Origin of the sequence: Reinekea sp. G2M2-21 (genome assembly GCF_015687175.1) — a bacterium.
Taxonomy (GTDB): Bacteria; Pseudomonadota; Gammaproteobacteria; order Pseudomonadales; family Natronospirillaceae; genus Reinekea.
This window is the reverse complement of the sequence record NZ_JADPQG010000001.1, coordinates 606,164-624,702: the sequence shown is the minus strand read 5'-3', so window position 1 is coordinate 624,702 and position 18,539 is coordinate 606,164. Positions and strand designations below refer to the sequence as shown.

Annotated in this window: 18 protein-coding genes; 10 read left to right on the top strand and 8 right to left on the bottom strand. The window is 49.4% G+C overall.

Annotation, left to right across the window (positions count from 1 at the left end):
- The gene (locus IYN85_RS02940; protein WP_196157340.1) at window positions 1–624 is read left to right on the top strand and encodes a NapC/NirT family cytochrome c; all 624 of its coding nucleotides are present in this window, start codon (window positions 1–3) and stop codon (window positions 622–624) included.
- A 29-nt stretch (window positions 625–653) separates the two neighbouring features.
- Here IYN85_RS02940 and IYN85_RS02935 read toward each other — a convergent pair whose 3' ends face one another.
- Entirely contained in the window at window positions 654–917 is a 264-nt protein-coding gene (locus IYN85_RS02935) for a DUF3820 family protein (protein ID WP_196157339.1), read from the bottom strand.
- Window positions 918–1,107: 190 nt separating this feature from the next.
- Here IYN85_RS02935 and IYN85_RS02930 point away from each other — a divergent pair, with 190 nt between their 5' ends.
- The 4 genes from IYN85_RS02930 (at window position 1,108) to IYN85_RS02915 (ending at window position 6,897) form a co-directional block, all read left to right on the top strand.
- Window positions 1,108–1,587: a GbsR/MarR family transcriptional regulator gene (locus tag IYN85_RS02930; RefSeq protein ID WP_196157338.1), complete on the top strand. Its 480-nt coding sequence runs from the start codon at window positions 1,108–1,110 to the stop codon at window positions 1,585–1,587.
- Window positions 1,584–2,804, top strand: a complete 1,221-nt coding sequence (locus IYN85_RS02925; protein ID WP_196157337.1) for an efflux RND transporter periplasmic adaptor subunit — start codon at window positions 1,584–1,586, stop codon at window positions 2,802–2,804. The genes IYN85_RS02930 and IYN85_RS02925 overlap by 4 nt, the downstream gene beginning before the upstream one ends.
- A 2-nt stretch (window positions 2,805–2,806) precedes the next feature.
- The gene (locus IYN85_RS02920) at window positions 2,807–5,917 is read left to right on the top strand and encodes an efflux RND transporter permease subunit (protein ID WP_196157336.1); all 3,111 of its coding nucleotides are present in this window, start codon (window positions 2,807–2,809) and stop codon (window positions 5,915–5,917) included.
- A 461-nt stretch (window positions 5,918–6,378) separates the two neighbouring features.
- Window positions 6,379–6,897: a PEP-CTERM sorting domain-containing protein gene (locus IYN85_RS02915; protein WP_196157335.1), complete on the top strand. Its 519-nt coding sequence runs from the start codon at window positions 6,379–6,381 to the stop codon at window positions 6,895–6,897.
- Window positions 6,898–7,019: 122 nt separating this feature from the next.
- On the opposite strand, the gene purT is transcribed toward IYN85_RS02915, so the two are convergent.
- On the bottom strand, window positions 7,020–8,201 hold the full coding sequence (purT, locus tag IYN85_RS02910; protein WP_196157334.1) for a formate-dependent phosphoribosylglycinamide formyltransferase: 1,182 nt from the start codon (window positions 8,199–8,201) through the stop codon (window positions 7,020–7,022).
- Between the two features lie 219 nt (window positions 8,202–8,420).
- Between purT and IYN85_RS02905 the strand changes: the two genes are divergently transcribed.
- Entirely contained in the window at window positions 8,421–10,430 is a 2,010-nt protein-coding gene (locus IYN85_RS02905) for a methyl-accepting chemotaxis protein (RefSeq protein WP_196157333.1), read from the top strand.
- Between the two features lie 91 nt (window positions 10,431–10,521).
- Here the strand turns inward: IYN85_RS02905 and IYN85_RS02900 are convergent, their stop codons facing one another.
- The 4 genes from IYN85_RS02900 to grxD all read right to left on the bottom strand — a co-directional run bounded on the left by IYN85_RS02900 (window position 10,522) and on the right by grxD (window position 13,514).
- The gene (locus IYN85_RS02900) at window positions 10,522–11,073 is read right to left on the bottom strand and encodes a YqgE/AlgH family protein (protein ID WP_196157332.1); all 552 of its coding nucleotides are present in this window, start codon (window positions 11,071–11,073) and stop codon (window positions 10,522–10,524) included.
- A gap of 17 nt (window positions 11,074–11,090) precedes the next feature.
- Complete coding sequence (locus tag IYN85_RS02895) at window positions 11,091–12,275, bottom strand: MFS transporter (RefSeq protein WP_196157331.1); 1,185 nt, start codon at window positions 12,273–12,275, stop codon at window positions 11,091–11,093.
- Window positions 12,272–13,033, bottom strand: a complete 762-nt coding sequence (locus IYN85_RS02890; protein ID WP_196157330.1) for a HesA/MoeB/ThiF family protein — start codon at window positions 13,031–13,033, stop codon at window positions 12,272–12,274. The genes IYN85_RS02895 and IYN85_RS02890 overlap by 4 nt, the downstream gene beginning before the upstream one ends.
- A gap of 157 nt (window positions 13,034–13,190) precedes the next feature.
- Window positions 13,191–13,514: a Grx4 family monothiol glutaredoxin gene (gene grxD, locus IYN85_RS02885; protein WP_196157329.1), complete on the bottom strand. Its 324-nt coding sequence runs from the start codon at window positions 13,512–13,514 to the stop codon at window positions 13,191–13,193.
- Between the two features lie 516 nt (window positions 13,515–14,030).
- Between grxD and argF the strand changes: the two genes are divergently transcribed.
- Both argF and IYN85_RS02875 read left to right on the top strand, forming a co-directional pair.
- A complete protein-coding gene (gene argF / locus IYN85_RS02880) occupies window positions 14,031–14,936 on the top strand; it encodes an ornithine carbamoyltransferase (protein ID WP_196157328.1) in 906 nt (301 codons plus the stop codon).
- 102 nt (window positions 14,937–15,038) lie between these two features.
- Entirely contained in the window at window positions 15,039–15,656 is a 618-nt protein-coding gene (locus IYN85_RS02875) for a lysoplasmalogenase (RefSeq protein ID WP_196157327.1), read from the top strand.
- Here the strand turns inward: IYN85_RS02875 and IYN85_RS02870 are convergent.
- Together IYN85_RS02870 and msrB are read right to left on the bottom strand one after the other, a co-directional pair.
- Window positions 15,636–16,307 carry a DNA-3-methyladenine glycosylase I gene (locus tag IYN85_RS02870; protein ID WP_196157326.1) on the bottom strand — a complete coding sequence of 224 codons (672 nt, stop codon included), beginning with the start codon at window positions 16,305–16,307 and terminating at the stop codon, window positions 15,636–15,638. The genes IYN85_RS02875 and IYN85_RS02870 overlap by 21 nt on opposite strands.
- Window positions 16,304–16,705, bottom strand: a complete 402-nt coding sequence (gene msrB / locus IYN85_RS02865; RefSeq protein ID WP_196157325.1) for a peptide-methionine (R)-S-oxide reductase MsrB — start codon at window positions 16,703–16,705, stop codon at window positions 16,304–16,306. The genes IYN85_RS02870 and msrB overlap by 4 nt, the downstream gene beginning before the upstream one ends.
- A gap of 150 nt (window positions 16,706–16,855) precedes the next feature.
- Here msrB and IYN85_RS02860 point away from each other — a divergent pair, with 150 nt between their 5' ends.
- Window positions 16,856–18,073 (top strand): pyridoxal phosphate-dependent aminotransferase, encoded by a 1,218-nt coding sequence (locus tag IYN85_RS02860; RefSeq protein ID WP_196157324.1) that lies wholly within the window; start codon window positions 16,856–16,858, stop codon window positions 18,071–18,073.
- Window positions 18,021–18,500, top strand: coding sequence for a hypothetical protein (locus tag IYN85_RS02855; protein WP_196158531.1), 480 nt, complete (start codon window positions 18,021–18,023; stop codon window positions 18,498–18,500). The genes IYN85_RS02860 and IYN85_RS02855 overlap by 53 nt, the downstream gene beginning before the upstream one ends.
- Window positions 18,501–18,539: the final 39 nt, after the last annotated feature.

Sequence of the window (18,539 nt, the reverse complement as noted above, 5' to 3'; positions counted from 1 at the left end):
ATGAGCAGCCGTTGGCAACGTCTCTGGCATCCGAGCAATCGTCGTTGGACGCTGTATTTACCCTTGGGAGCACTCTTAGCGTTCTTTGCAGGCGGCTTGGCGCTGGGAACCTTCCAGACGGTCGTTCATCTAAGCAACGAAAACGAATTCTGTTACAGCTGTCACCTCGGTATGGATACCATCGTTGAGGAGTATCAAGCGTCCATTCACTATGAAAATACTTCCGGCGTGGTAGCCAGCTGCGCAGACTGCCATGTCCCGATCGAATTTTGGCCCAAAATGCGAGTAAAATTTCTTGCCTTGGGCGATGTTCTGGAGACTTGGAAAGGCACCGTAACCTTAGAAAACTTCGAAAGTCATCGGCTTGAATTGGCGCAGATTGTTTGGGAAGACATGAAAGCAACAGACTCAAGAGAATGTCGAAATTGCCATAACCCTGAAAACTGGCGTTTGGAAAAGCAATCTGCGGCGGCCCAAGTCCAACATGATGTGGTGTTCTGGGTTGAAAACAATAAAACCTGTGTCAATTGCCATCACGGCATAGCACACCTGCTGCCGCTTCGGCCGGGTTCGTTGATGCGTCACGGTGACGATTTAACACCAGAAACGACAGCGTCACCCTAAACCAAGACAAAAACCGGTCAGGGTAAGCCTTATTCATCAAACTTAATCTGCACCTTCGGCCGCTGCGGTGGCGTTTGCGGCGCAAGCTTCAGCGGTTCAACAACTTTTTCCATACCATTAATCTTTATTTCCAGCGCAACCTGCAACCAATGGCCTAACTTTCCGGACGGCCACCCTTTTTTGGCAAACCAGAGCAGGTAAGCTTCCGGCAAATCAATCAATAACCGACCCTGGTATTTACCAAAAGGCATCGGTTGCCGGGCAATATTTAACAAATCTTCTTTTTCAAGCATCACAATTCCTTCAGGGAAAATGACATCGACATTCGGTGACCGCCGTTGCGGCAGTATGTCGAACCTCCGATACACGAACAACCCTGAAGAGAAAGATCACCCTCCAAACGGAGCCGAATTGTGACTACTGGCCATTGATCATTAAGTTTGTTCAGTATTTACTGAACAACCTGAATGACCGGGCCTCACCATGGACAGCGCAAGCAGAAACTTTATCGAACAAATGGGCATCATTGCCCAACGCAGCGGCAGCCCTCGCATCTCTGGCCGAATCTCAGGCTTGCTCATTTTAAGGGGTGAACCGGTTGCCTTGCAGGAAATTGCCGACACATTGCAAGTTTCCAAGGCCAGTGTGAGTACCAATGCGCGCCTGTTACGCGACCGCGGCATGTTACGTTTAACCACCGTGCCCGGTGAAAGACAGGATTATTACGAACTTGTCCCTAACCCTTTTCAAAGCATGCTCGACCTGCTCAGCAAAGAAATGCAGCAGGCCGCTGAAGATATCCAACAGAGCCTGAGTCTGTTTGACGACAGTCAACCCGATGCACGCGAACGTGTTGCTGGAGTGCAGAAGTTTTACCAGGGCTCCGCCATTTTTCTGAACGACATTGCGCAAAAACTTGCCGATCAACCGATAGACCGACCCGACCGTGGAGAATCCCAATGAGTGACACACCAACCACAGACTACACCGCTGAGAAACCGGATTGGGCAAAATCAAAAACCGATTTACGCCGCGAGCGAGGTGAAAAACCTTCACGAGTGGGTCAGATAATTTGGTTAATTTTGCTCCTGCTGGCCGTCGGTTTCGCTGCGGCAGCGTTACTCAAGCCCAAAGCCACTCTGGAAGCCGAGGCAACTGCGTCAACGCCCGTGACCGTCACCACCAAATATCTGGCGGCACAAGAAACGCAAGTTGTTCAAGCGCAAACCGTCCGTCAGAACATCAAAGTGACGGGGACCATCCAACCGCTTTTTGAAGCGCAACTGCCGGCGTTGATATCCGCCCAGATAGAACAGGTCGCGGTTCGCCCCGGTGATGCCGTGAAAAAAGGCCAATTGTTAATTGCCATGGATACTGAAAATCTGAATATCCAGAAAGAACAGCAGCTCAGCAGCGTAGAAGCGACTCAAGCGCAACTGGCGCTGGCACAAAGCCAACTGAAGCGAACACAGGAAATGAGTGCTCAGGGTATCGCGACATCCGCACAATTGGAGCAAGCATTAAGCACCGTTCAAGCCCAAGCGGCAAACCTGCAAGCACAGCAAAGCCAGATAAAGGCAACCGAGTATCAATTACGCAATGCTAACGTTTTCGCCCCCATCAATGGCATTGTTTCGTTCCGTCAGGCGGAGCCCGGACAATTCGTGGGCATTGGTTCTCCATTACTGACCATTGTCGACCTCGCCCGCATGGAACTGCGGGTGAATGTATCCGCCTCTGACAGCGCCAACATAGTGACGGGGATGAAGGTTAACATCAGCATCGAAGGGCTCCCTTCGGCCACCTTTACCGGCACTGTGAGCCGCATCAGCCCGGTTGCAACCAATGGCACCCGAACCATCCCCGTGTATATTGTGCTGGAAAATACCGGCGGTCTGCTGCGGGGCGGCATGTTTGCAACGGGGCAGATCACTCTGAAAGAACAGCCCAACACCCTGGTCATTCCGCCATCGGCCATTCGCTACGACGAACAGAACCAACCCTATGTGTTTAAAATCGACGGCGAAACCGTGGTCAGACAAGATATCAGCGTTGCCGGTAGCTGGGGTCAAAACCAGATGCGCGAAGTCACCCAGGGTCTGAACGGTGGCGATCGAATCGTCGTGTTGCCTTTGCCCGGTTTGCAGGTAAATGACACCGTCCAACTGATTGAGGGCTAATCATGTTTATCACCAAAGTCAGCATCAATAACCCGGTGTTTGCGACCATGGTCATGGCTGCAATAATGGTGTTTGGGTTATTTTCCTATCAGAAACTCTCTGTTGAAAGTTTGCCAGACGTTGATTTTCCGGTTGTGGTGGTTGTGGTGTCGTACCCCGGCGCCTCTCCGGAAGCCGTTGAAAGTGAAATCCTGAAGCCCATTGAAAATTCGGTCAATACGTTAAGTGGCCTGGACTCTATCCAGGCAACGGCCGTACCCAGCCGCGCCATGGTCGTCATGATGTTTGATCTGGACGTGGACTCCACAGTGGCAGCGCAGGATGTACGCGACAAAATGGCACAGCTGAAAGGCTTTTTACCCTCCGGCGCTGAAGAACCTTATATCCTGCGTTTCGATCCCGGCGCGATGCCTATTGTGTCATTGGCCGTTAGCGCCCAGGACATGGCACCACGCGAACTGACCACTCTGGTCGATAACGTCATCATCAAAGAGTTGTCGATTATCCCCGGTGTCGGCAGCGCGACGGTTATTGGCGGAGTTTCCCGTCAGTTAAATATTGAAGTGGATCCTGACAAACTGGTCGCCTACGGCATCAGCCTCAGTCAGGTGACCCAGGCATTGCGCCAGACAAACCAGAACTTCCCGGCTGGTGACTTAACCGGAGCATTGAACATTCAAACTCTGCAAATCGATGGCGAAGTAATCGACCCAGATGAGTTCATGGACGTGATAGTGGCTTACCAACAGGGTCAACCCGTTTACCTGCGAGACATTGCCACATTAAATGATGGCATTGGCGCGGTCGACTCTGCCGCCATGTTGCATGGCGAACGGGCATTGGCGATCGACATTGTAAAAATTCAAGGCGCCAATACCGTTGAAGTGGCGGAATCGGTACATAAGAAGATTAGTGAGTTGATGGAACAGTTGCCGCCCGGTGTTGTCATTGACGTGGTCCAGGACAACTCAATCGAAGTCAAAAACTCATTTGAGTCGGTCATGAACATGCTGATTGAAGGCGCCCTGCTGACTGTCGTTATTGTCTTTTTGTTTCTGAATTCCTGGCGCTCAACGGTGATAACCGGCTTGACACTGCCCATCTCGATTATCGGGACCATGATGGTGTTGCTGGCACTGGGTTTCACCCTGAACATGATGACCTTAATGGCGTTGTCGCTGGCGGTCGGTTTGCTGATTGATGACGCCATTGTCGTGCGCGAAAACATCATGCGACACCTGCATATGGGCAAAGGACACCGGCAAGCAGCGGAAGACGGTACCAATGAGATCGGTCTCGCCGTACTGGCTACAACGTTATCGATTGTGGCGGTGTTTTTACCCGTTGCGTTTATGGATGGCATTCTAGGGCAGTTCTTTCTGCAATTTGGCGTCACCGTATCTGTAGCGGTGCTGATTTCACTGTTCGTGGCGTTCACCCTGGATCCGATGATGTCGAGTGTCTGGTACGACCCATCGGCTGATCCGCGCGTCAAAAAGGGCTGGTTTAGTCAGTTCATTCAACACTTTGATGATTTTTTCGAAGCCCTCGGCGTGCGCTACACCACGTTGCTGCAATGGGCGTTAAAGCACCGCAAGTCAACTTTGCTTATGGCATTTGCCATTTTGGTGGGCAGCTTGACGCTGATTCCCAAAATCGGTGGTGAGTTTGTCCCGGTTGTCGACACCAGCCTGTTTCAGGTCGACATGCAAGGACCCGACGACGCATCGATTGAATACACCAGTATGAAAGTGAAACAGGTTCACGATCTGGTCAGCCAATACAGCGAAGTCAAAGGAACTTACGCCACCATCAACAGCGGCGCCACCAGTGCCGGAAAGAACGCGGCCACAATTCTGGTGCAATTGATTCCACCGACTGAGCGTGCACGCAGTGCGGTCAACATGGCTGACATGGTACGTGAGGCATTGGTTGCAATCCCGGGCGTTGAATTCAAAGTGGGCGCTGCCAACGGCTTTGGCGGTGTTGCCTCACCGATTATGGTCAACCTCTACGGTGACGATTTTGACACCCTTGATCGCCTCAGCCAGCAGTTGGTTGCCAGGCTGGAACAGATTGAAGGCCTGGCCGATGTGGAATCCAACTTTGAAGGCGCTCAACCGATTCTGGGCGTGAAAGTAAACAGCGATGCGGCGAATGACTTGGGGATCAGTCTGGCGCATATCGGTTCGACACTACGCACCATGGTGAACGGGGAAACCGTCACGGAATGGACGGACCGCACAGGCGACACCTTTGATGTGGCCGTACGTTTGCAAGGCGACGCGCGCGACAACATTGAAACATTGAAGAAATTACCCATCACCCTTTCCGGCATGACCGGCACGCAGGGCATGGTGAATCTCGAACAGGTTGCCACTATCAACGCATCAACCGGACCGGCTCAGGTGAACCGGATGAATCTATCCCGCCAAGTGGTCATCAGTGCCAATCTGGATGGCGCTAATTTGTTGGAAATTAACCCCAAAGTGCAGGCCGTTTTGGATGAACTGCCGCTGCCGTCCGGCTATCGTGTACAGTTCGGTGGCGATACAGAGCAGTTGGTCGAAACCGCGATTGCCGCTGCGTCGGCACTGTTGTTGGCCATTATTTGTATCTATCTTGTATTGGCATCGCAATTCGGCAGCTTCCTGCAGCCGATCGCGATCATGATGTCTTTGCCAATGGCCCTTGTCGGTGTGTTGCTCGGTTTGCTGGTCGGTGGGTCCACACTGAACATGTATTCCATTATCGGCTTTATTATGTTGATGGGCTTGGTGGTGAAAAATGCGATTCTACTGGTAGACAACGCCAACCAACAACGCAAAGCCGGCTTCCACCTTTATGAGGCTTTGGTTATGGCGGGCCGAATTCGATTCCGCCCTATTGTTATGACCACCATGGCAATGATTTTCGGTATGTTACCCATGGCGTTGAACCTGCACGGCGGCAGTGGTCAAAACGCGCCCATGGCGCATGCGGTTATTGGTGGGTTGATCAGCTCAACGTTACTGACGCTGGTCGTGGTACCCGTTGCCTTGACCTATATTGATTCGATCGGCGCTTTTTTCGGCCGACTGTTGACCAGCCAAAAGCCTGCGGAAGAACACTAACCGATCTACGTCCGGGCTTTCACCTAGGAAGCCCGGCTGATGTGCGAGATATTTTTGAATCGGTGGCTTGGATACAGGGGACACGCGGCTGGTTCAAGAAACAGCAGCGATCATCACATAAGCTGCCGGTTTCTTTTACAACTCAGCGGATGACCATAGACATCTTTGGGGCCGTTCAACGGTACTTAAAAAACGCCCCATTAATGCATTAAATTCCCCAATCCCAATAATTAGAACGCTATTTGAATCCTTAACCCATCCAATGACCTAAAAACAGCGCCCACTCAAGAATGGCTATCATTTATAGAGAATTCAAACAGTGTCAGCCCGTTTTACACTCTTGCAAACCCATTTCACCAGCACTTGTTCATACGCCCCATGTTACGGGCATTCTTTGCTTTCGGTACGACTCTTGCTCATCCCAAATTCCTAACGGACTTTAAATATCAATGGAGCAACACATGAAACTAATGAAAAAAATCGCCACATTGGCGGTGACCGTGGTTTTCGCCAGCGCCGCTTTCAGTAACCCGATAGTCGACACGATTTCAGTCGACGAGTATGTCGGTCATTGGCAAAGCCTTGATTACACACACGACATCAATGATGATGGCTTCGTATTGGGCAGTGCGGTGTCAGGTACGTTGTCTATATCGGTGTCCGATGATCGCGATTCATGGTGGAACAGTTTTGAAGCCGTCCTGTTTACCATCGAAGATTTTGACTTTGATACCGGCAGTTTCTCGTTTGGCACCAGCTTCTATAATGATCTCGAAGTTGAAGCCTTGGGGGCATTGAACGGCAATGGATTACTGGATGTCACCATCACGTCGTTATGGGGAGATTTCTACGTTGGCGAATCCGTCCTTACGGTTGTCACGAATGTACGAGAACCGGCCACCTTGGCGTTATTTGGCTTTGGTATAGCAGCCCTTTTTGCCGCCCGGCGCCGCAAACCACAACCGACTCTGGCCGTGTAAAGATCCATCTCAACGAAAAAACGGAACCGTTGGTTCCGTTTTTTTTACTTTCTGGCTAAGCTTTCCATCACAAACCTCCGCGGTTGTAGCACGCGGCTACGACCACCTGAATAGCCATTCAGCTAGTAGCAAATCTCGACTTGGCCAGCACAGGTTAAAGCTTTCTGTCTGGCGTCGTCCGTATTTGCACCCAACGCGAGTGCTACCCCCATACGACGCTTGCCATGCACTTCCGGTTTACCAAACAACCGAAGCTCCGTATCGACATCGACTAATGCATTCTCTAACCCACTGAATGCAGCTTGTTTGCTCTCTCCATCGGCCAAAATAACCGCCGATGCGGCAGGGCCGTGTTGACGTATTATCGGAATCGGTAAGCCCAGAAAAGCTCGGGTGTGCAAGGCGAACTCACTTAAATTTTGGCTGATCAACGTCACCATACCGGTGTCATGTGGACGTGGGGACACTTCACTGAATATCACCTGATCGCCCTTGACAAAGAGTTCGACGCCGAACAATCCATAACCGCCAAGCGCTTGCGTGACTTGTTCGGCGATAGTCTGGCTCAACTCAGTAGCAGCGGCTGACATCTGTTGTGGCTGCCAACTTTCCTGATAATCGCCATCTTCCTGCCGATGGCCGATTGGGGCACAGAAAGATGTGCCACCACTGTGCCTGACCGTTAGCAATGTAATTTCAAAGTCAAAATCGACAAATCCCTCCACAATCACGCGCCCAGCGCCAGCTCGCCCTCCTTCCTGAGCGTACTCCCAGGCTCGCAACACATCCTCTGACGATTTCAGCAAGCTCTGCCCTTTACCAGAAGAACTCATGATAGGTTTCACGACGCAGGGGAAACCAATGGCAGCTACAGCCTTTTGAAACTCTTCCAGTGTTGAGCAGAACTGGTAGGCGGATGTCGGTAGGCCGTGCTCCTCTGCGGCCAGTTTTCGAATGCCCTCTCGGTTCATCGTTAATTGTGTTGCCCGTGCACAAGGCACCACATTGACACCTTCAGCTTCCAACGCGACCAGTACATCCGTTGCGATCGCTTCGATTTCAGGAACGACGTAATCTGGTTTTTCAAGTTCAATAATTTCACGTAAAGCGGGACCATCTAACATGGATAACATGTAGGCGCGATCCGAGACCTGCATGGCGGGTGCATTTTCGTAACGATCACAGGCAATGACTTCCAAACCCAGTCGCTTACATTCAATGGCGACTTCTTTGCCCAACTCACCGGATCCCAGTAACATCACTTTTTTGGCTGTTTTTGAGCCCGGCGTACCTATTCGAACCATGTTAAAAACTCCTGAAAAAATTTCTTGAAGCATAACCGATTAGGAATCGGGAGCAATCACGGGCAGGTCAGAAAACCACTATTTAATCCGCCAAGGACCTTGAATATCAGCAGATAAAAGTCCTTACACAAAGTATTCAAGCAATCCATAATGTGGCCGATATGTACACATACCACTATAGTCATATTCTTTAGACCTTACCCCAAAACGAGGATTTACATGCGGTTATCACTTATACAGCGGGTAATTATCGGTTTCAGCATCGTTTCAGCATTGATGTTGGTGTTGTCAGGCTCTGCCTACCTGTCGCAAGCCAAAATGGCTGCTCAGCTGGAACTCACTGGCTCCACTCTCACCGGACTACTGGATAAAAGTAATACGGTGTTACTGCACTTACAAAATGCCAATCGCGCCATGATGCAGCACGCGAATACGGCAGCAATCGAGAAACGGGATGGGCTTCGCAACGACTATGAACAAGCAAAAGCCAATTTTATTGACCTCTCGGATGAACTGGTGGGTGAACTCGTCCGCTTCCCAAGTATTGCCGCTTCGGTTAATGAAGCAATTTCGACAGGTAAAACGTTACTAGTTCAAGCAGATTCGCATCTCTCGATTCAAGACCAACGCATTACCGCGCGTGAAAATGCGTTTAACGAACTGACCGGATTTGAAGGTGAGTTTTTGTTTTTTGCACAAGACATGGTGGACTTCAAAGGTGACGCCGATGCCGATGGGTTACAGCAAACCGGTTGGGATATTGATTTCATTGCGAAACAAGGTTCTGGCGCACAAATCTACTTACAGAAATCCCTCGCGGTGACCGACGAAGAGGGTATTCAAACTTACCTGACGGAATTACAGGGTTACTTAAGCCGGATTAACGAGAAGGTTGCTAATGTTCAGCGGGACATGCCCAGTCTGGCGGAAGACATCGTTTTTTACCGGGATTTGCTTAGCCGTGCCATTGAAGGCCAAGATGGCTTGTTTCAACAGCACCTCAAGTTCGTCACGCTCAACCAGCAGTCTGAAGAACTACTCGCCGACATTGCAGAGCTCATGGATACGACGGCCAACAGTCTGGCAAATTCGGTCAGCAGTATTCGTAATCTTTCCAAGCAAGCGGTCGCCGACGCCCGAACTGATGCTCAAAACGCACTCTGGCTCAATGCGCTGCTGGCAATCTCTTCAATCGTCATTGCTGTTGTCATTACCACCACAGTCGTCTTGGCAATAAAACGTCCGCTTTCGGATATCATGTTGGCGCTGAAACGCTTGTCTTCTGGTGACCTGCGGCAGCGCATCACCACCAAATATCAATCAGAAATGGGCTTGGTCGCCAGCAACATCAACGACCTGAATGATCAATTGAGTGAACTGATTGGCCAAATTCAGGGATCTGCTAAAACCATTAATAGTGTGGCCATTGACAGCCACGCAATGAGTCAGGAAACCAATAAAAACGTTATTGAACAACGCTCACAAACAGATTCGGTCGCGACCGCTGTGACAGAAATGGAAGCAGCCGTTCAGGAAGTGGCCACCCATGCCGCCGATGCCAGCAGCGAAGTCGCCATCGTAACGGAGCAAGCTCAGACCAATATGGTCAACATGAATAGGAACCTGGACTTCATCAACCAATTGAAAACCTCATTGGATTCTGCCTCCGACGTCATCCAAGAACTGTCTAAAGAATCGCAACAGATTGGCGATATTCTAACCGTCATTCAAAGTATCTCAGAGCAAACCAACTTACTCGCGTTAAATGCCGCAATCGAAGCTGCGCGTGCCGGTGAACAAGGCAGAGGGTTTGCCGTTGTCGCTGATGAAGTCAGAACGTTAGCCAACCGTTCACAACAATCGGCAAACGAAATACGGGACATGATTGATAGCTTGCAACAGAAAGCCAGCCAAGCCGTTACTCTGGTAGAAGACAACCTGAAACATGCAGACAAATCCGTTCTACAAACGCAAGAAACCAACGCCTCGCTGAAAGCCATGGTTGAAAGCCTGGCTCATGTCAATGATATGAGCCGATCAATTGCGACGGCGTCGGAGCAACAAAGTGCGGTCGCTAAAGAGGTCGCAGAGAATATTGTCAATATCTCGGACATGGCAGAAAGTATTGCTGCCGGTGCTGAACAAGCCGCGACAAACAGTGAATCACTCAATGCGCTGTCAGAACAACAAACTGAATTAGTCAGCCGCTTTCAATTAAGGTCGGACTAATCGCTTCAACTCGTTTTTCTCAGATCGCAGGCGGGTCAAGTCTGGTTTGCGAAACACAGCAAAGATTCGTGCCGGAACTGTCTATGAGTGGTCAGGCCAGCCCACCATGGCCGGATAAAGCCGAGATGTCCACACCCAATAACGTCAGCGCCTGCCGATACTTCTCAGTTTCATTGTCGGCAAAAATAATATCCGAATCAGCGGCAACCGTGAGCCAGGCGTTTTGCTTGAGTTCCTGCTCCAGTTGACCGCCAGACCAACCCGAATACCCCAGACAAAACAAAAACTTTTCCGGCCCCTCACCGTAGGCAATAGCTTGCAGAATGTCCTGACTGGTGGTGACGCACAATTGATTGTTCGACAAAGTTGAATCCCACACTCGCTCTGTTGGTTGATGCAGAATAAAACCTTGCTCCGATGACACGGGTCCGCCATGGTAAACCGGTTTTTGCCCACTTTTCGTGTTAAAGCTTTTGATATCGACAGAATGGAAAACCGATTCAAGATCGAGATTAATCGGTCGATTCACTATCAATCCAAATGCACCCTCTTCATCGTGTTGCAGAATATAAGTTACTGTTCCTGCAAAAATGGGGTCGGCCATTTCAGGCATGGCGATGAGAAAATGATGATCCAATATCATATCGGGTTCCTGTTAGCCTACTGCGCAATCGAGGGTTTTGCCCAGTCAGCAGTTTCGCGACCTGGTTGGGGCGACCCTGGGATTAACTGACTGGCCAGCAGAGAAAGACCGGCCAACGCCGCTCCCAGATAAAACACCGCAGCGGGCGAAAAGAGCCAAACTAAACCTAACGCTGCAGGTAATACCACTGCCGCGATGTGGTTAATAGTAAAGGAGACACCGGCACTTGATGCCATATCAGCATCGTCGGCAATCTTCTGGAAATAAGTTTTTATGGCAATCGCAAAGGCAAAGAAAAGATGATCGACAATATACAAACCGGCCGCGATCCAAGCGTTTTCGACAATCGCATAACCAGTAAAAACCAAAACTAGGCCGACGTACTCAAGTGTCAATGCTTTCCGTTCACCAATACGCCCGATCCAGGCACCAATTTTCTTGGCAAAAAACATATTGAAAAAATGATTAACCAACAACAAAAGTGCTACCTGACCAGCACTGTAGCCAAACTTTTCAACCATCAGAAAACCGGCAAAAACAACAAATATCTGTCGTCGGGCTCCGCTTAAAAATGTCAGCAGATAAAACAACCAATAACGCTTTCGCAAAACCAATTTTTTCAACTGTGGTGTTTTCGCCGGAAACAACGGAAATCGGATAGCCATATAAAACACGATCAGCAAGGTCAAACCACCAAAGATTCCGTACACAGTCTGATACGGTAACTGAAAGTAATCAATCGCAAACCAAACTCCGCCAAAAGAAGCGATGGCAGCAACGGCTTTGATCGACATCGCCTGCCCCATAAATTCCGCCGTCCGGTCTTTGGGCAACCACTGCAGGGTCAGCGATTGATTAATGGTTTCAAAATAGTGAAAACCAATCGACATCAATACCGTGGTTGCATATAGCCCTAAAGCACTGGGAAAGAAACCCGTGAGGAAAACACCCAACCCTAACAAAAATAATGAAATGACGGCAAACCGTTGTTCATGCAACACCCATAAAACGAAAACGGCGGTAAAAGCCAGAAAGCCCGGCACTTCCCTTAAACTTTGCAGGATGCCGATCTCGCGACCCGTAAACGCCGCTACTTCAATCGTAAAATTGTTGAGCAGGGCCATCCATGACGAAAAGGCAATTGGCATGGCGAACGCAACCAACAATAAAAAATGTTCACGTTGTTTTTGATCAGACGTCATAAAGATCTCTTTTGACAGGCGGGGCATTGCTGCGATGTTTGGTAGGTAAAGGTTTGCCATTCCATGGATAACGCGTCCCAAGTCATCAACCGTTGAAATAAAGGCTGCCCGATTGACAGTAAAATTTTGATGACCTCCATCGCCATCACCGAGCCGATGGTACCGACGACAGGTCCTAACACACCGGCTGTCGCACACGTCAGGTTGTCGTCTTCGCCATCTTCATATAAACAACGAAAACAAGGACTGGCCTGATGTTTGAAATCAAAACTGGTCACCTGACCACTGGTCCCAATCGCGGCCCCGGTAACCAACGGAATTTTGTGTTCTGCGCAGAAGTCACTAACCAGGTATCGGCTGGCAAAATTGTCGGTTCCAATTACGACTAAATCGACTCGCGGTATCAATGTCGAAATATTTTCTGCGGTCAACCGCTGTGCATAGGACTGCACCCGAACATCCGGGTTTAACCCGGTTATAAACTCGGCAGCGCTGTCGACTTTCAATCGACCCACTGTATCTAACCGGTGTATTACTTGCCGTTGCAGATTGGTTTCTTCGACTACATCGTCGTCGATAATCGTTAAGGTACCGACACCAGCAGCCGCCAGATATTGTATTAACGGCGCACCAAGCCCACCGGCACCAACCACCACGACATGTGAGCTCAACAATCGTTCCTGCCCGGCAATATCAACAGGTTTCAGTAAGATATTGCGTGCATAACGTAACAATTGATCGTCAGTTAAGGGTTTCATCAATAAGTCCAGCCAGGGATTGAATCAGCGGAAAGTGATTCAGTTTAACGGAAAACGGAAATGCTGGCTGCAATCCCATTTGATGCAGGCGTAAAAAAGCCCCGGATGACAACCATAGGGGCTCTTTGAACACATGCAATCAGCAAGCTAGCGCGAATCAGGCTGGCGCAGACGCTTCTTTGATCAACTCTTGCAGCTCACCTTTTTCGAACATTTCGGTGATGATGTCACATCCACCGATCAATTCGCCTTTCACCCACAATTGTGGAAAAGTCGGCCATTGAGCGTACTTTGGCAATTCAGCCCGGATATCTGGGTGTTGCAGAATATCCACATACGCAAACCGTTCACCACAGGACATAACCGCCTGAACTGCGCGTGCCGAAAAACCACACATTGGTTGATTAGGGTTACCCTTCATATACAGCAAAATGTCGTTGCTGCTGAGTTGTTCTTTGATGTTTTCGATGGTGTCGCTCATATAACCTACCAAAATAGTCAGATATTTTTGCCTATTGTACGGATTTCAGTCTCTGACGCCAGAGTCAGCCAAGCCAACAACGCAAAAAGCGTCATTCAGATACCGAGACGAAGGCGAGTATCCTGAGTCAGAAGTTCGTATAGGTCCAGAGCTAATGGAAAGCGCTAGTACAAGGCGCTCTTGGTAGAGAATATCGAAATCTTTTTAAGAAGAGCAACGCCGTAGTAGTGTTTTCCATTAGCCCCCTTCGGGCCCGACATTCAAGCTCTCTAGCGTCGTTCCGTCTATTGTCAATGGAATAACTATTGACAGCGAGACACGCCTAGCTATAGAACTTGAATGGCACGCTAAATACATACGAACGTCCAACTCAAGACACTTGGGACCATTCGCATTTTTTTATTGCAATTTTTGGTGTGCTTTATAGCTGAATTCGCGCGCAGGCCGCATTGAAGGACTGAGGTAAGGCATGATAGCCTGTGAGTTTTCCTGTCCATAATAAAATGGAGCTTGCGCATGTCAATACGACATTTTCTAACACTGAGTGACTTAACCTCTCAAGAAGCCATTCAAATCATTAAGCGGGCAACAGAACTGAAACAGTTGCACAAGAGCCGGACGATTCACGAATCGCTAAAAAACCGCGTTCTTGGAATGATATTTGAAAAGTCGTCAACACGGACTCGTGTTTCATTTGAAGCGGGCATGACTCAACTGGGCGGCAGTGCGATTTTTTTATCACCCAGAGATACGCAATTGGGTCGTGGTGAACCCATTGAGGACAGCGCTCGTGTCTTGTCTCAAATGGTCGATGCCGTAATGATCCGCACGTTTGAGCATGAGAAAATCACGAAATTCGCGCAATACAGCTCCGTGCCAGTGATCAATGCGCTCACCGATGATTACCACCCATGTCAGCTACTTGCGGACGTACAGGCATATACGGAGGCCCGTGGCGACATCAAAGGCAAAACCGTGACTTGGATTGGCGACGGCAATAATATGTGCAACAGTTATATTAACGCCGCTATGCTGTTTGATTTCAAACTCAATATTGCCTGCCCAACCGGCTACGAACCAATGCAAAGCTTGCTGGACGAAGCTGGCGACCGGGTTACGGTCACAAGCTCAGTTGAAGAAGCAACCCAAGGCGCTCACCTGGTTACGACCGATGTCTGGGCCAGCATGGGCCAGGAAGAAGAAACTAAAATTCGCATGGCCGCTTTCAAGGACTATCAGGTATCCCCTACCCTTATGGACATTGCCGATAAAGAGGCTGTATTCCTGCATTGCTTGCCCGCCCACCGAGGTGAAGAAGTCAGTGAAGATATGCTAGACGACCCTCGTTCAGTAGTCTTTGAACAGGCTGGAAACCGGCTGCATGCTCAAAAAGCATTATTGGAGTTTCTGATTCTGAATTAACACCGTTTCTTCAAACGGCTCCCTAAACGGGAGCCGTTTCGATTTGCGATCCGTTCGGTTATTGCGTAAATTCTGCGCCCAAATCACAATAATAAGCACACCATGAAAAAACACCTGACCGTCGCCTTTTTGGGCTTCTCCATTCTTTATTTAGCAAGCTTGTCTTTCCCCAACAGTCTGTCTTGGTTATTGAAAATAATTCCAATCGGTGTTCTGGCATTGGCCGTCATCAAACACACTAACCAAACAGCGAAACCCTTTTTATTGTTTGCATTGGCATTTAGTGCCACAGGCGATACGTTGCTTGAACTGGATTTGTTTATTATCGGCATTGCCGCTTTTTTACTGGCACAGCTAAGTTACGCCACCCTGTTCGTTCGCCGTTGGCAAGGATTGGCGCATCGGTGGCCAATGTCGTCAGCCCTGATTCTTTATGTATTTGTGATGGCATTCTGGCTTCTGCCAAATTTGGGCGATTTGCAGATACCCGTATTGGCTTACCTTATTGCCATCACTTTTATGGGCCTGATGGCAATTCAGAGTCACTATCCTGTCCGCTGGGCTGTTTTGGGTGCATTGGTATTTATCAGTTCGGATTCACTGATTGCGATTGATCGCTTCATCCATCCAATCCCGCTGCGCAGCTACTGGATCATGATCACCTATTACGCAGCGCAGTGGATGCTGATCAACGGCTGTTTAGGACGGACCGATCGATAACGCCAGCACCATGCTGATAGCGCTTAGAGGCAAATCAGATTCTGCCTGAAGCTGGTTGAAATATTCCTGTGTCAGCTTAAGGTCTCGTAAACTGGTTGGCTTCTTGCTGACTACATTGGCGTTTTGCAACGCCCGGACCACATCATCGGTAAGGACAAACGTGTCTTTGCCGACCATTCTCAAGAACCGGGAGGCACCGTCCCCCCCAAGATGGGCGCCATGCTTCTTTAAATACAGCCAAAGTCCAACAATGTCGTGTTCAGGCCAGTTTGCTAGAAATGCTCCAACACTGCCATGCTGACGAGCAATATCACTGACCATCATTGCATTGATCGGTACGGTTTTCATCTTGCCCCAGTGCCGAATTAAGCTGGTATTGCGCATCAATTCTTCGAAACGCGAGTCATCGATTAACTGACAGGCCATGGGATCGAAGGACCAAAACGCTTCTTCAAAAGCAGGCCATTTACTGTCGACCACCGAGTGTTTCATGCCAGCCCGGAAGACCCGTCGGCAAATTAAACTCAGATATTGTGCGTCTGTCTGCGCCAGCAGTTCAGCATCGGAGGCTACGGAAGGAAACCGTGCCCGTATCGACGCATCATCCTGATGGTGCATTAAGGCATTCTGCCAATGTTGTTCAAAAGTCATCCGTCGTCTTTTTCCAGGTTCAGGGAAGCTGAATTTATGCAATAACGTACGCCCGTCGGTTCCGGACCGTCGGGAAAAACATGCCCCAAATGCGCGTCACAGTTTGCGCAAAGGACTTCAGTGCGCACCATGCCATGACTGTGGTCGACCTTCTCGACAATGGCAGACTTGTCCAGTGACTCGTAAAAGCTCGGCCAACCACAGCCTGCGTCGAATTTTGTCTCACTACGGAATAACGGCGTTCCACAGCAAACACACCGATACAATCCATCCGCTGTTTCGTCCCAGTACATTCCGGTAAAGGGTCTCTCGGTATGGGCATGCCGCGTCACCAGATATTGCTCTTCATCCAGCTCCTGTCGCCATTGCTCATCACTCTTAATTATTTTTTCACTCATACAGCTTCTCCGATAGGATTTAAACGACCAAAACTCTATACTCAAATTCCTTGGACGTGGATGACCCATTTTAGTCATTATTCTGCCAATAAAAACATGGTTGACCCTGAAACAATTCAGCAAAAATTAACTTTTACCAACGAGTGACCCATGAAAGACATTTTGAAATCCGACAAACTGGCCAATATTTTTTACGAGATCCGCGGACCGGTCCTCGATGAAGCGGCCCGTATGGAAGATGAGGGTCATCGTATTTTAAAACTGAATATTGGCAACCCAAAACCATTCGGTTTTGATGCACCAGATGAAATCATCACCGATGTCATCAAAAACCTGCCACATTCAGAAGGTTATTCTGAATCCAAGGGCATCTATTCGGCGCGCAAAGCAGTGATGCAACATTATCAGAAGCAACGCGTGCACAATGTTGAAGTCGACGATGTTTACCTCGGTAACGGCGCCAGCGAACTGATTCATTTAGCCTGTACGGGTATCGTCAATGTCGGTGACGAAGTCTTGGTCCCATCACCCGACTATCCGCTCTGGACCGGTGCGGTGACGCTTTCGGGCGGCAAAGCGGTCCACTACACCTGCGACGAACAGGCAGATTGGTTTCCCGATGTAGACGACATTCGCGCGAAGATTACACCACGCACCCGAGCCATCGTCATCATTAACCCCAATAACCCGACCGGTGCTGTTTACTCCAAAGAACTGTTGCTGGAGTTGGTCGACATTGCACGACAGAACAACCTAATCATTCTCGCGGATGAGATCTACGACAAAATCATTTTTGACGACGCTGAGTTTCATTGCCTGTCGTCCTTGTCGACAGACGTTTTAACGCTGACATTTAATGGCTTGTCCAAAGCCTACCGACTCTGTGGCTGGCGATCCGGCTGGATGTTGGTTTCCGGCCCCAAGCATCGCGCCAGCGATTTAATTCAGGGCTTTAATATGCTCGCCAGTATGCGATTATGTCCCAATGTTCCGGCGCAATACGCGATTCAAACCTCACTGGGTGGTTACCAAACCATTCAGGATCTGGTCAGCCCCGGCGGCCGCATGTATGAACAACGTAACCTGGCCGTTGATGCCATTAACGCGATCGATGGTTTGTCTGTCGTTAAACCGAAAGGTGCACTATATCTCTTTGTCAAAATGGACAAAAAGAAATTTGCGCTGTCCAACGACGAACAAATGGCTCTGGATTTATTGCGTCAGGAAAAAATTCTGGTGGTGCACGGTCGCGGTTTTAACTACCCCGACGTCGACCACTTCCGGATGGTGTTCCTGCCCCCGACGGAAGTATTGAATGAAGCGACCGCTCGAATGGAACGCTTCTTCAGTACTTATCGCCAAGATTAACAGGTCAGGATTTGTGATGCTGGATATTCACATTACTGAGTTTTATAACGATACCGCCCGGATTCTGCTGTCGCTGTACCGGGCATTTCCGCGACAGATATCCATGTACGTGGAAGACATCAGCGGGTTGGACACCCCAGACGAATACGGTCTGCACAGTGAACGACATCTAGCCTGCTTCAATACTTTTTTGTGGCTGAGCGAAGAAGGTTTAATCCGTTACGGGGACATAGAACGGCAAACGGCTTTTAATCATTGCGTATTAACGCTCGATGCTTTTCGCTGGCTGTCCAGTTTCGATGCTGTAGAAGGGGGGGTGAAGTTCATCGATGAATTGCATATCGCAATTACTCAGGGAACATCAAATGATGTTGAGGCACTGATAAAATCCCTCCTCAACGCACAGGCACGCCGTCACTATATCTAAAGGTACATCCAAAAAATCCGTCGATCGCTATGCGTAGGA